Consider the following 13,614-nt stretch of genomic DNA (forward strand, 5'->3'; position numbering starts at 1 on the left):
AAGACGGAAGACCGGAACCCGGCCATGACATGGTGCCGCTTGGCGGCAGGTCCGGCGGGTGATGCAGGCGGGCCAGGCATGCAGAGGGCATGAAAAACCGACAGCGGGCACTTGGCCCGGCTGCCGGTCTTGTTTTGTGCTGAGTTTTATTTTTCTTCCAGATCGTATTTGCGGATCTTGTCGAACAGCGTGGTTTTGGCGATTTTCAGCACTTCGGCGGTTTTGGAGACATTGCCGCCCTGTTTGCGCAGTTCTTCGGCAATCATGCCCTTTTCAAACGATTCCACCGCCGCGTGCAGGGTGAGCTGGGTGTCGGCCATGGCGTTGCCGGGCACCATTTTCAAGTCCAGCACAAAGCGGTCGGCCTGATTGCGCAGCTCGCGCACATTGCCCGGCCAGTGGTAGGCCATCAGGTCGCGGATGACTTCCGGGGTGATGGCCGGTGCCGGTCGGTTCATGCGCAGCGCGGACTGGGTGACAAAGTAATCAAACAACAGCGGAATGTCCTCGCGCCGGGCGCGTAGCGGCGGCAGGTCCAGCGTGACCACGTTCAGGCGGAAGTACAGGTCGGCGCGGAATTTGTCTTCTTCGGCCAGCTTGGACAGGTCGGCCTTGGTGGCGGCAATCACGCGAAAATCCACCGGAATCAGCCGGTTGGAGCCCAGCCGTTCTATCACCCGCTCTTGCAGCACGCGCAGCAGCTTGATTTGCATCGGCACGCTCATGCTTTCGATTTCGTCCAGGAACAACGTGCCATGCTGGGCGTATTCGATTTTGCCGATGCGCTGCTTGCTGGCCCCGGAAAACGCCCCGGCTTCGTGGCCGAACATTTCGCTGTCAAACAGGCTTTCCGGCAGGCCGCCGCAGTTAAGGGCGACGAAGGGGCCGGTGCGGCCGGACAGGTCGTGCAGGCAGCGCGCCAGCAGTTCCTTGCCGGCACCGGTTTCGCCGTTGATCAGCACATCGGTGGGGGTGGCGGCCACGCCCTGCACCAGGTGGCGCAGTTCGGCCATCACGTTGGAGTTGCCAATCAGGCGGCTTTCCAGCCCGCCATAGGCGGCCAGTTGCTTGCGCAGCTGGCGCACTTCCAGTGCCAGGCGGCGTTTTTCCAGCGCGCGCTGTACCACCGACACCAGCACTTGCGGCAGGAAGGGTTTCTGGATGAAATCGTAAGCCCCATCGCGCATGGCTTGCACCGCCATGGCAATGTCGCCGTGGCCGGTAATCAGGATGACCGGCAGGTCGGGATCGTCGGCCAGCAGCTCCTGCATAAAGGCCAGGCCGTCCATGCCGGGCAGGCGGATGTCGCTGACGATGATGCCGGCAAAGTCGCGGCCTATGCTGCGACGGGCTTTTTCCACAGAATCGAAACCCTGGGCCGGGATGCCGTCCAGCCCCAGCGCCTGGACATAGCCCAGCTGCACGTCCTGATCGTCCTCGATCACCAGTACTTGTAGATTGCTCATGTGTTACTCCTGCTTGTTCTGTCTGAGCGTGATGGTGAATACCGCCCCGCCATCCGGGTGATTGTCGGCGCTCAGCATGCCGCCGTAGGACTTGATGATGTCCGAGGACAGGGCCAGCCCCAGGCCCAGTCCGCTGGTTTTCTTGGTGGTGAAGAAGGGTTCGAAAATGTGGGCGCGCACTTCGTCGGACAGGCCGCTGCCATTGTCGCGCACGCTGATGCGCACGGTGTCGCCCTGGCGCGACCAGTCCATGCTGATCTGCGCGTTGTCCACGCCGTTCAGCACATCAATGGCATTGCTGATAAGATTCACCAGCACCTGTTCCAGCCGCACCGCTTCACACAGCACCACAATATCCGCCGGTTCGGCGGGCAGCTGCAATGTTATATGTGTCTTTTTCAGCCGGTGGTTCAGCAGGAACAAGGCGTTTTCCACCGCCTGCGCCACCGCCACCGATTCGCGCTCGCCATTGGGGCGGCGGGCAAAGGATTTCAGCTGTTCGGTCAGCGCCCCCAGCCGCACCACGATGTCGGTGATGCGTTCCAGATTGGCCCGCGCGGTGGCGAGATCGTTAATTTCCAGAAAGCGTACGGTATTGGCCGACAAGGCCGACAGCGCCGCCAGCGGCTGGTTGATTTCGTGGGCGATGCCGGTGGACAGCTGGCCGATGACGGCCAGGTTTTCGGTGCGGATCAGCTCGTTCTGGAAGTTTTCCACCTGCCGTGCCGCCTGGATGCGTTCTTCGATTTCCGTTTTCAGGTTGGCATTGGCCTGTTTCAGCTCGCTGCTGCGCTGTTCCACCTGCTCTTCCAGATGGTCATGTGCCAGCTGCAGATTACGCCGCGCCTCGGCCTGGGCTTTCAGGTTCATGCGCCACAGCCTTACCGAATGTAGCAGCAGGCAGGCAAAGCCCACCATCACCGCCACCGCCAGTGCCCGGGTAAGGGCCAGGCTGTGCAGCTCGTGGGTGTCGTTGAGCATGGTCAGCGTCATGCCGCTGACCGGAATGGTCTGGCTGACTGCCAGGTACTCGTGCCGAGCCCGCCCCTGCCCCATCTGCACCAGCATGGCCTGGCTGTTGAGCACGCTCTTGCGCTGCCACAGCGGGGGTTTGATCACCTGCTTGTTGTACTGCTGGGCTTTTTCCAATGCCAGCCGGGCATCAAAGCTGAGCGGAGCGGTGGCGTGATACTTCCACTCCGGCACCGATGACAACACCACCACGCCATTGGAATCAGACACCAGCAAAGGCTCCACGATATTGCCCCACATGTGCTCCAGTTGTTCCAGCCCAATCTTGATGGCCACCACGCCCAGCCGCTCCGACCCCTGATGGATGGCTGTGGCAAGGTAAAAGCCGGTGGCATTGCCGGTGGTGCCGATGGCGTAGTAGGTGGTGATACGGTTGGCCGCAGCCTGCTGGAAGTATGGCCGGTAGGCAAGATTACGCCCGACAAAGCTGTCTTTTTGCCGCCAGTTGCTGGAGGCCAGCACCTTGCCCTGCTTGTCCACCAGATAAGCCTGCAGCGAACCGGCACCCTGATTAAGCCGGGTAAGATAGTCATTGGCCTGCGCCAGCAAACGGGCATCCCCCGGATGATCAAGGGTTTCGCGCAGGTTGTCGTTATAGGATGCCGCCAGCGGCAGCAAGCCGAACTTGTCCACTTCGTGTTGCAGAAAACCGGCATTGCGCGCCACGCGGCGCACCGATTCCTGCTGGCGCTGCTGCAGCTGCTGCTGCCAGCTGACGGTATAAACCACCCAGGCCGACAGCAAGGACAGCACCAGCGATATCAGCAGGTAAAGATAAAAAACAGTTCGTTTCATACGCACTCCGGGCCTGGCCCGTCTGGCTGGATTCAAGTCGTCGCCCTGTGGCGGCTGGCTGGTGATGGCTGGCATACGGGCATTATCCCACAGTGCCCAGTCACTTTTTTTGCACTGCACTATGCAAAGCAAAAAAACCACGCGGGAGTCAACCCGCGTGGCAAGGTCATGGCAGGGCCACGACGACCGAAAGGATAAAGAACAAGACTGCTAGAACACGTTGACCAGCACGATGGTGAACACCGCCATCACCAGCCGGGATACCGCATAGCCTACGGTATAGCCCACGGCGGGTACCTTGCTTTGGGCAGCATCTTGCAATGCCCCCAGCGCAGCGGTAGTGGAACGGGCACCGGCACAAGCGCCCAGCAGGATGCCAGGGTGGAACTTGAACACGAAGCGTCCCAGCAGCAGGCCGACAATCAACGGCACCAGAGTAACCACGGCACCGGCAAACAGCAGGGTCAGGCCGTATTGTTGCAGGCCGGAAATAAAGCCGGGCGCCGCATTCAGGCCAATCACCGCGATAAAGCCATTCAGGCCAACGTTATTGAACACCCACAGCGCAGGGCCGGGGATCTTGCCGAAGGTACGCATGGTGGCACGCAGGTAACCGCAGACGATACCGGCCACGATGGAACCCACCGAAGTACCGAAGCTCAGCGGAATACCAGCCACATGCACGGTGATGGCACCCAGAATACTGCCCACCACGATGCCGAAGCCCATGAAGGCCATGTCGGAGTTTTCCAGCGGACGGTCGGCATAGCCCAGTTCCTTGGCCACGGCCACCACGTCTTGCTTGGCACCAAGGATGGTCAGCACGTCACCACGCTGCACCACCACATCATGCCCCATCGGCATGTCCAGCTCGCCACGGCTGAAGCGGGTAAGGAACAGGCCACGGCCCGGCTTGCCAAACAGCGCGGTAGTGATATCGCCCAGGGTTTTGCCGGCGTATTTGCGGCTGGTCACCACCAGGTCGAGCAGTTCGGTGGAGAAGTCCAGCAGCGGAACGTCCTTCACTTCCTTGCCAAAGTGGTTCTGGTACTTCAACAGCGCGGTCAGGGTGCCGGAAATGGCCACCACATCATTACGCTGGATGCGGGTAGTGCCTTCGCAATCGACAATCTTGGCACCCACGGCCTGGCGCACACGGCGCACAAAGATTTCGTGGTCGAACATGGCTTCCACTTCGGAAACCGTTTTGTCGAACAGATCGACATTACTCAGCAAAAAGGCACGGGCGGAAAACTCACGGTAAGCAGTGCTGCCCACGGTATGGCCGTTGCCATTTTCCTTTTCATAGTTCTTGCACTCTTCCACCAGGTTGAAGCCCAGCACTTTCGGGGCAAAAGTCGCCAGGAACCAGGCCGAGCCGGCAGTACCAAACGGGTAGGTCACGGCATAGGCCACCGGCATCAGTGCCATGGCCACTTTCACGCCACCAGGCATCTGGTTTACTTGATTCAGCAGGTCAGTTGCCACACCCAGTACGGTGGAGTTGGTATAGCCACCGGACAGCAGGCCGGCAGTCAGCGCAGCATCGTAATGCAGCATCTTGCCCAGCAGGATGGCAGTCCCCAGGCCGGACGCGCACACCAGAATGGTAAAGAACACCTGCGAGATACCGTCGCTCTTCAGTGCGCGGATGAACTGCGGACCAACGGCATAGCCGACGGCAAACAGGAACATGGCAAAGAAGGTGGATTGCAGCACCGATGGAATCACCAGATGCACCTGACCGATCAAGAGACCGGCCAGCAAGGTGGAAGTCACCACCCCGAGGTTGAATTTGCCCAGACTGAGATTGCCCACCCAGAAGCCGACGGCGATGGTCAGATAGATCGCAATCTCCGGATACTTCTGCAGGGTATGAATGATGTAGTCCATGATAGACACCTTTGTATTGTCAGCAGCTGCCCGGCTCACCTGCACACGGGCAACTGCCATCAAGCGAGAACAACGTTAGTGGAAGTCATGCGCAACCGGGTGGTCGCGCCTCACTTCTCAGTACTGCGGCTTGTACAGCTGAGCCTCGATCCAGGCGCGGATATCACGCGGACGCTCTACCTGGGCCAGGCCGGAATCGAACATGTACTCGGCAATGCGCGCTGCCGTGGTCACTTCGGTTTCCAGAATCTGGTCCTGGCTGGGGAACAGCATGCTCTTGGCGCGCTGGGTCAGCGTGACCTGATCGGCGGTGGCATGGGCGGCCACGATGAAGCATTCGTCGTTCAGGCGGGTCGGGCGGCAGCAGTAGGTAGCCAGACCGATAGCCGGGTAGATGTAGAAGTTGTTGGCCTGGCCCGGACGGTAGGTCTTGCCTTCGTAGTCAAAGTCGGGGAACTGCACGCCAGCGGCAAACAGCGCCTTGCCCTTGGACCAGGTGTAGGCTTCTTCGGCGCTGCACTCGGCCTTGTGGGTGGGGTTGGACAGCGCAAAGATGATGGGCTGTTCGTTCAGCTGGCTCATCAGCTCGATCACCTCGCGGGTGAAGGCGCGGGCCTTGGTGCTCACCCCTACCAGCACGGTCGGCTTGAAGTCGCGGATGGCTTGCAGGAAGTCCTTGCACGGCTTGGCCGGGCGGGCATAGAGCTTCTGGGTTTCGCTCAGGTCGGTACGGGAGTGCTCGATCAGGCCGTTGATGTCGAACAGGGCCACCTGCTTGCGGGCGTCGGCTTCGCTCAGGCCCAGGGTTTGCAGTTCGGCGCAGAACAGTTTGGCAATGCCAAGACCGGCAGAACCTGCACCCAGGAACATCACGCGCTGGTCGGTCAGTTTGCCGCCGGTAATGTTCATGCCGGCTGCGATACCAGCCAGTGCCACACTGGCAGTGCCCTGGATGTCATCGTTGTAGCACAGGATCTTGTCTTTATAGCGATCCAGCATGCGGATGGCGTCGGTGCCCTTCCAGTCTTCAAAGTGTACGCAGCAGTTGGGGAACACTTCCTGCACGGCCTGGATGAATTCCTCGGTCAGTTCGTCCAGCTCGGCTTCGGTAACCGGCGCTTCGCGGGTGCCCATGTAGAAGGGGTCGGCGCGCAGGGTTTCATTGGTAGTACCGATATCGAACAGCACCGGCAGCAGGCCAGCCGGCGGAACGGCAGCGCAAGCGGTGTACAGTTGCAGCTTGCCGATCGGGATGCCCATGCCGTTGGCACCGATATCGCCCAGGCCCAGAATGCGGCCACCGGTGGATACGCAGATGAAGCGCACGTCTTTTTCCGGCCAGTTGCGCAGCACTTCGGCCATGCGGCCCTTCATGTAACGGGTGATGTACATGCCACGGGCGCGGCGGTAGTTGTTGCCGAAGGTTTCGCAGGCATCGGCCACGGTCGGATCGTACAGCACCGGGATGAAGCGTTTCGGGTCGGACATCACCGTCTTGTAGAACACGGTTTCGTTACGGTCTTCCAGGCCGATCAGGTAGGTGTAACGCTCCAGATCGTCCGCTTTTTCGTCCAGGTGGGCCATTACGCGCTCTACCTGACGGTCCAGGTTTTCCACCGCATGCGGCAGCAAACCTTCCAGGCCCATCTGGCGACGCTCTTCCACGCTGTAGGCCGTGCCCTTGTTCAGCTTGGGTTCATGCAGCAGCGGCATGCCGCCTTGTACGCCTTTGGCACTCAGTTTGTCATTCTTGACGGAAGTGTTCTTTACAGTCATGGCAATCTCCAGTTTGTATCGAATGGGTGAGATGAAAACGTCTCAGCTGCCCTTCTTATTGCAACTGGCGTGCCAGCCTTTTTGCCCTGTAGAAAATTTTTAACTAATTGATTTTTATGGTTTTTTATTTGAACAAAAAACCCTGCTGACGTCAGGCCGTACTTTGCCCCGTACGGCAGGTGCGGAAGTCCGTACTTTGCTCAGGGGCTTTTACCCAGGCATGAAAAAACCCGGTCAGCCTGTGATGGGCTGCCGGGTAGCGCAAATGGGCGATTACCGGTTGTGCTTGCAAGCAATACGGCCAACAGCTCAACAGCGTCCGGGGATGCCGGGACGGCCCCACTTACATTCAATGACATTGAAATACAAACTTGTAGTGACCTATAAAAGCTAATAGTGCGATTATTAACTCTTCTACGGTGCCGTCCACCTGAGAGCTGAGCATGTTGAACGCCTACTTCATCAACAGTTATCAAACACTGTTTTTTTTACAGACCCAATACAATCTCTGGCTGGTTTCCCTGTCGCTGCTGGTGGCCATTTTCACGTCTTGCCTTGCTTTGCAAATGGCTGGTTTTGCACGCGAGGCCGATGAAGGCAATCTCAAGAAAATTGCGCTGGTGACCGGATCGATTGCAATGGGTGGTGGCATCTGGGCTATGCATTTTGTCGGCATGCTGGCCTTCTCCATCTGCAGCTCCGTGCACTATGCCTTGCTGCCAACGCTGTTCTCCATGCTTCCGGCCATTTGTGCTGCCTGGTTTGCCCTGCAGATGCTTGCCCGGCCAAGCATCAGCCCGGGCCAACTGTGGCTGAGTGGCACGCTGGTTGGCAGTGGCATCGGCATCATGCACTACAGCGGCATGGCCGCCATGAGCATGGAGCCCCTGCTCCGCTATGATCCACTATGGTTTGCCGCATCAATCGTGGTGGCGGTTCTTCTGAGCACCCTGGCTTTATGGATAAGGTTTGGCCTGGACAGCAATCGTTTGCACAAGGGCTATGCAACCTTGCTGGGCGGCAGCGTAATGGGCGCTGCCATTGCCGGCATGCACTACTTTGGCATGGCCGCAGCCCGCTTTATCGGCAGCGCCCACAATGTTGGTTTTTCATCCTGGAATGACAATGCCAGCCTTGCCATCGGCATTGCCGTACTGGTGCTGATGCTGGGAAACATGGTGATGGCCGGCAACGTACTGCTGCGCTACCGCATGCTTTACCAGAAGGCGCAGGCAAACGAGCTGAAACTGCAAACCATCGTCAGCACCACCATTGATGGCATGATCACCTTTGATGCCGAGGGGCAGATACAGTCGGCCAATCCGGCTGCAGAACGCTTGTTTGGCTGGATGGAGTCCGAACTTAAGGGCAGCAGCATCCAGCGGCTGATCCCTGCGCTTGACCAACAGGATCAACAATCAGCATCGCCAACGCCGCTGCCGACTTTTGCTACCGAGCAAGAGGTTATCGGCAGGCGCAGCGATGGTTCGCAATTTCCCATCCGCCTGGCGATTGGCAACGGAGCACTGCCCTCGCACAAGCTGTTATATGTTGGCTTTATCACCGATATCAGCGAGCGCCACCGGATGCAGCGCGAACTGGAGGAGCGTGAGCAGCAGTTCCATGCGCTGATCGACAATATTCCCGGCGTCACCTTTCGCAGCAAGGCCAAAGAACCCTGGGACAAGCTATTTATCAGTGAGGACATTCAGGCGCTTAGCGGCTGGCCCAGCAATATATTCATGAGCGGCGGCATGCATATCATCAGCATTGTCCATCCGGAAGATCAGCCGCGCGTGCGCGCGGTCATTCGCAATGCACTGGAGCAGCGCATTCCTTATACGGTGGAATACCGCATGCGCTGCATGGATGGAACCGAGCGCTGGGTTTCCGAAAGCGCCCGTGGTGTTTTCAATGAAGAGAACCAGGCCATGTTCATTGACGGGGTCATTCTCGATGTCACGGAACGCAAGCTCATGGAAATTGCCATGCAAGTGGCCAAGGAAAGTGCCGAATCGGCCGCCAGATCGAAAAGTGCTTTCCTGGCCAATATGAGCCATGAGATTCGCACGCCGATGAATGCAATCATCGGCTATACCGATTTGCTGCAGGATTTCGAGATGGATCAAGAGCCGAAGAAAATGATTGAGATCATCAATCAGTCGGCAAAGGGACTGCTGGGGCTGCTCAACGACATTCTGGATACGGCAAAGCTGGAACAAGGTGCGGTGGAGCTGGAAGAGCTGCCCTTTTCACTACGGGATGTCTGTCAGCAGACTATTGATACCCTGAGGCTGACCACCGAGCGCAAAGGCATTGGCCTGATCATGGACTACCCGGAAAGCATCAAGGACCGCTATATGGGCGATGCCATGCGTATCCGGCAGATTTTGCTTAATTTAATGAGCAATGCCGTCAAGTTTACTGAAAAGGGTGAGGTAAGGCTGCAGGTTTCCCGACATGATGGTGATGTCGAGCTGGCCATTACGGATACCGGCATCGGCATGAATCCCGTTGCACAAGCCAAATTGTTCAAGCCGTTTTCCCAGGCTGATGCATCGACCTCGCGCCGATTTGGTGGTACCGGCCTGGGAACAACCATTGCCATGGAGCTGGTAAAGAAAATGGGGGGAAGCATAGCGGTTGAAAGCACGGCCGGGCGCGGTTCGACATTTACCGTACGCATTCCGCTGGCAGTTACCGAGTCAGGCCTGGCCGCCAGCCCGGTAGCTGAAGATGCCAATTTGCCGCCACTGGATATCCTGGTGGCTGATGATGTGGTGCAAAATCTCAACCTGATCAAGATCTTGCTCAAAAAACGGGGCCATACGGTAACCACGGCCATGAACGGCAAGGAAGTACTGCAGCTTTGGTCGCAGCACGACTTTGACATCATCCTGATGGATGTGCAGATGCCGGTCATGGATGGACTGGAGACTTGCCGGGTTATCCGTTCCAGCGGTGGAGACCCGGACAAGTACGGCATTCCGATCATCGCGCTGACCGCAAGTGTGCTGCAGGAAGACCGGGCAGCCGCAATGGCAGTCGGCATGAGTGGATTTGCCTCCAAACCAATTGACATCAAACAATTGGACCAGGAAATGAAACGGGCACTGCAGGCAGCGTACGGCTAGATCTTGCTGCCCTGGCGACGGATCGGCAAAACCCGACGGGATGGCTGTTGCGGCCTGCCCTTCAAACCATATTTGGCTCTCAAGGCAGTCAGACTGCCGGAGCGCTCCAGCCGCTGCAACACAGCCCGCAAATGCCTGACGGTTGAGGCCGGCAGCCGTCTGGACAATATGAGGCAGACATCCTGCCGGGCAAGCGGCACGGGGATCAAGCGTATCCACGGCTGCAAGCGCAATTGCTGGATATGCCAACCAAGCTCTTCTTCCGCGTGCAAGACAAAACGTACGCGGTGACGCATCAGCTTGCCTAGATTACCGGTAATCGCAATGGCACCATCATCTGCTTGCCCCCCACCCGGCGTGGACAGATACGCCGCATATGCCGAGCCCTGGGCAACAGCGACAATGCCATACCGGCCAAGCCCTTGCATGCCATCGGCCGGCAGCTGCAACAGCGCATCATCCTGACGCACCGCCAGCGCGACATGCTGCACATACAACACCGGCCGGGTAATCACCATGAAGCGCTGCCGCCGTGCAACCGTACCCTCCATGCCAACCACCATATCGATTTTTCCGCTGTCCAGATCAGCCTCCAGACGCCGCAGCGAGCGGAAACGATCCTGGCCGCTGATAAGCAACTGCGGATCGGTCTGATGCAGCAACCGGATCAACTCCATGCTGAAACCGGGCAGGTGCGAATCATGAGGATTGAAGCGCAGCAGGTTTCCTTCCTGAGCACTGCTACGCAGGCTGATTGCATGGACACAGCTCACGGTGGTCACATACAACAGCATGAGAGGGAGGAAAAATCGGATCATCATCTACGCCACAACCAGGACGGTAAATCAGCCGGCAGCTGACACCAATAAAGACAAAAACAGAAGCATCCTGCAGCAAAAAACCGGGGGCCATTCTTGCGAAAGCCCCCGGCCTTACTGTGCACTCGGTTCAGCCTGGCTCAGAAAGCAATGCGCAAGCCGGCAGAAGCGCCATACTCGCTTCGCCCCTGCGCCAGCTCACCATTGACGCCACCGTACAGGTAGGACTGCTTGCCCACTTTCAGCGTGCCATTCAGCTGGGTTTGCACAAATTGACGGCCACTATGCGTAGCGCTGGTACTCACACCCAAACCGGCAAGCTGGCTATCCACTTGCGGACGGGACAGCTTGCCGCTGTCCTGCCCCACCGCCAGCGACAGCTGATAGGTAAAGGCAGCTTTGAGCGGGTCCTGTTCCAGGGATTTGCCGCTGAAACCGATCATGCTGCGGACACCACTGGCGGCATAGCCCTGCATACTGAGTGCCGATACCGAAGCCGCACCCTCGTTCTGGGCGTCGCGGCTGCTACGCTGCCAGATGACCCGGGCAAACGGCTCGACAATGCCCTTGTCCAGGGTAATGGGCATGCGCAAGCCAGTACTGAGCAAGGCATTGCTGCCAGTCGCGCCGGAAGCCAGGCCACCACTCAGCTGCAAGGGGTCGCTACGGCTGCTGCCCCAGTCTGCGCTACCAATGGATGCCATGCCATCCAGGTAGAATTTGCCAACGGCCTGCGAACCATATACAAACACCATGGTTTCACTCAGGCTACCGCTGCCGGACTCCTGGCCAATCGAGGTTTCCGCATGCGACATACCAAAACCGGCGCGGGTCTGGCTAGTCGTGTAGGCATCAATACCGACGCTGAACTGACTGCGATTGGTTTTGTAGCCGGAGGCAAAATCATCTGCTTTCAGTTGCTGATGGTCCACATTGGAGTTGGCCCATAACACCCGAGCCGGCGTACCGTCCTGATTCACACCGGCAGCGGCATCCTGCTGCAAGTGATTGCTGACATCATTCTGCAATGCACGCGAAGCCAGCGGTGCAGTGGCAGCCAAGGCAGCATGCACTTCACCAGACAGGCGGCGCGATGCAGTTTTCAGCTGCTCCGCATTCAAGCCGGCCACGGCATACAGCAGATTGCTTTGTGCGGTCGTATCGGTATTGTTCACCTGTCCGCCCAGCACCTTGTCCAGCACACTGCCGACATTGCGCGCATTCTGATTACTTCCACCCAGATACTTGACATAGGAAGTGGGTGTCAGGCGCAAATCAACACTATTGCTGCCCAGCTGATTGTAGAAAGCCACCAACTGGGTATCTGCCGCCAGACCGGCACTGGGTTGTACCAGGCTGTCAAAGCGGCCGACAATGCCACCCGCTGCGGTGATGATGCGGAAGCTATCACCCAAAGATGGCGTAAAGGTATTGTTGGCCGTGCTGCTAGGGATGGCCGGGTCAGTGGTGATGCCACGCAGCAGCGGAGTCAAGGTGCCGGCAGCAACAAACTGGCTGCTGCTGCCTGTGATGATCAGACGAGAATAGTTGCCAGCGCCCGTCCCGATTCCGGTACCGTCGATGTCTTCTTCGAAGGTACTGCCACTGGTCATGGTTACTGTTCCAGTGGAAACCAGTGTGCCAGGAGAGTTACCGGGAGCCAGCTTGCCGGTTACGGTGGTGGTGCCATTGATAACCCCGGTACCGCGTAAAGTACCGCTACTGTCTACCGTTACATTACTGGTGAGATCACCATTGGCACGCAAGGTGCCTTCCTGCACGCAAGTCCCGTTGGACAGCGTGGCATTGCCCGTCATGTTAAGCGTGCCGGCACCAGTCTTGTTAAAGCAGCTGCTGCTTCCTGAACTGGTAACGGTGCCAGACATGGTGGCGGTGGTGCCTGCATTGGTATTCACCGACGAACTGCCACTGACCAACACCTGCTGGGCATTGCTCAAGGTACTGAGTGTCTGCAAGGTGCCACCATTCAGTACGATAAGGCCGGTACCCAAGGACGCCCCGTCATCAATCTGCACCACACCACCATTAATCGTGGTTTGACCGGAGAAGGTGTTGTGCGCACCATTGACCTCCAGCGTACCGCTACCATTCTTCAGCAGATTGCCAGCGCCGCTGACTACCCCTTCCAGCAGCAGATTGGTGCCGCTATCGGTATTGATGGCGCTGGTGGAGCCCGTCTGCAGCGTGAGTTCACGACTAGTGGCAAAGCTGGCCGTACTGTGCAGCGTACCGCCATTCAGGGTCAGTGCACCGCTGCCAAGGTTGGCATCACTGGATACCACAAGCGTGCCAGCATTGACACGGGTACCGCCACTATAAGTATTGCTGCCGCTCAATACTTCAGTACCACCGTTCAGCGCCAGGCCACCGCTGCCGGCAATCACACCGGAGAAAGTGTCACCGGCATTGTTCAAGGTCAGCGTATTGCCACCCAGATTGACAGTGCCAGCGCCAGACAGGGATTTGGCAGCGGCGTTGGCAGCCAGCGTCAAGCTACCGGCATCGCTGATGGTGGAATTGGCCAGACTGCCGTTACCGGACAGCGTCAGGCCTGCCCCACTGCTAATGGTGGTGGATCCACTATAGGTATTGGCACCCGTCAGGGTTTCATTGCCGCCAGCCACGGTCAGGCCGCCCGTGCCGCTGACAACACCGGCAAAGCTGCCGCCATTGCCAATG

7 protein-coding genes are annotated in these 13,614 nt (G+C 58.3%); 1 reads left to right on the plus strand and 6 read right to left on the minus strand.

Translation table 11 applies throughout. The features are described 5' to 3' along the window. Positions 1-146: 146 nt before the first annotated feature. The 4 genes from QVF59_RS07435 to QVF59_RS07450 form a co-directional block, all read right to left on the minus strand. Positions 147-1,466 carry a sigma-54-dependent transcriptional regulator gene (locus QVF59_RS07435; protein ID WP_159876439.1) on the minus strand — a complete coding sequence of 440 codons (1,320 nt, stop codon included), beginning with the start codon at positions 1,464-1,466 and terminating at the stop codon, positions 147-149. Between the two features lie 3 nt (positions 1,467-1,469). Continuing rightward, positions 1,470-3,293 carry a sensor histidine kinase gene (locus QVF59_RS07440; protein ID WP_287878483.1) on the minus strand — a complete coding sequence of 608 codons (1,824 nt, stop codon included), beginning with the start codon at positions 3,291-3,293 and terminating at the stop codon, positions 1,470-1,472. 210 nt (positions 3,294-3,503) lie between these two features. Beyond that, positions 3,504-5,186, minus strand: coding sequence for an aspartate-alanine antiporter (aspT, locus tag QVF59_RS07445; protein WP_159876435.1), 1,683 nt, complete (start codon positions 5,184-5,186; stop codon positions 3,504-3,506). A 117-nt stretch (positions 5,187-5,303) separates the two neighbouring features. Continuing rightward, the gene (locus QVF59_RS07450) at positions 5,304-6,962 is read right to left on the minus strand and encodes an NAD-dependent malic enzyme (protein WP_287878487.1); all 1,659 of its coding nucleotides are present in this window, start codon (positions 6,960-6,962) and stop codon (positions 5,304-5,306) included. 443 nt (positions 6,963-7,405) lie between these two features. On the opposite strand from QVF59_RS07450, the gene QVF59_RS07455 reads away from it, so the two are divergent. Then, entirely contained in the window at positions 7,406-10,096 is a 2,691-nt protein-coding gene (locus QVF59_RS07455; RefSeq protein WP_287878489.1) for an MHYT domain-containing protein, read from the plus strand. Here QVF59_RS07455 and QVF59_RS07460 read toward each other — a convergent pair. Together QVF59_RS07460 and QVF59_RS07465 are read right to left on the minus strand one after the other, a co-directional pair. Continuing rightward, positions 10,093-10,869, minus strand: a complete 777-nt coding sequence (locus tag QVF59_RS07460) for a substrate-binding periplasmic protein (protein WP_287878491.1) — start codon at positions 10,867-10,869, stop codon at positions 10,093-10,095. The genes QVF59_RS07455 and QVF59_RS07460 overlap by 4 nt on opposite strands. Positions 10,870-11,054: 185 nt before the next feature. Continuing rightward, positions 11,055-13,614 (minus strand): autotransporter outer membrane beta-barrel domain-containing protein (locus QVF59_RS07465; protein ID WP_287878493.1); only part of this gene is annotated, 2,560 nt, incomplete at its 5' end.

Origin of the sequence: Aquitalea sp., assembly GCF_030150775.1 — a bacterium.
GTDB lineage: Bacteria > Pseudomonadota > Gammaproteobacteria > Burkholderiales > Chromobacteriaceae > Aquitalea > Aquitalea denitrificans.

Coding starts and splice junctions, on each gene's coding strand:
- QVF59_RS07435 (WP_159876439.1), bottom strand. CDS start 1,466: ATGAGCAATCTACAAGTACTGGTGATCGAGGACGATCAGGACGTGCAG.
- QVF59_RS07440 (WP_287878483.1), bottom strand. CDS start 3,293: ATGAAACGAACTGTTTTTTATCTTTACCTGCTGATATCGCTGGTGCTG.
- aspT (WP_159876435.1), bottom strand. CDS start 5,186: ATGGACTACATCATTCATACCCTGCAGAAGTATCCGGAGATTGCGATC.
- QVF59_RS07450 (WP_287878487.1), bottom strand. CDS start 6,962: ATGACTGTAAAGAACACTTCCGTCAAGAATGACAAACTGAGTGCCAAA.
- QVF59_RS07455 (WP_287878489.1), top strand. CDS start 7,406: ATGTTGAACGCCTACTTCATCAACAGTTATCAAACACTGTTTTTTTTA.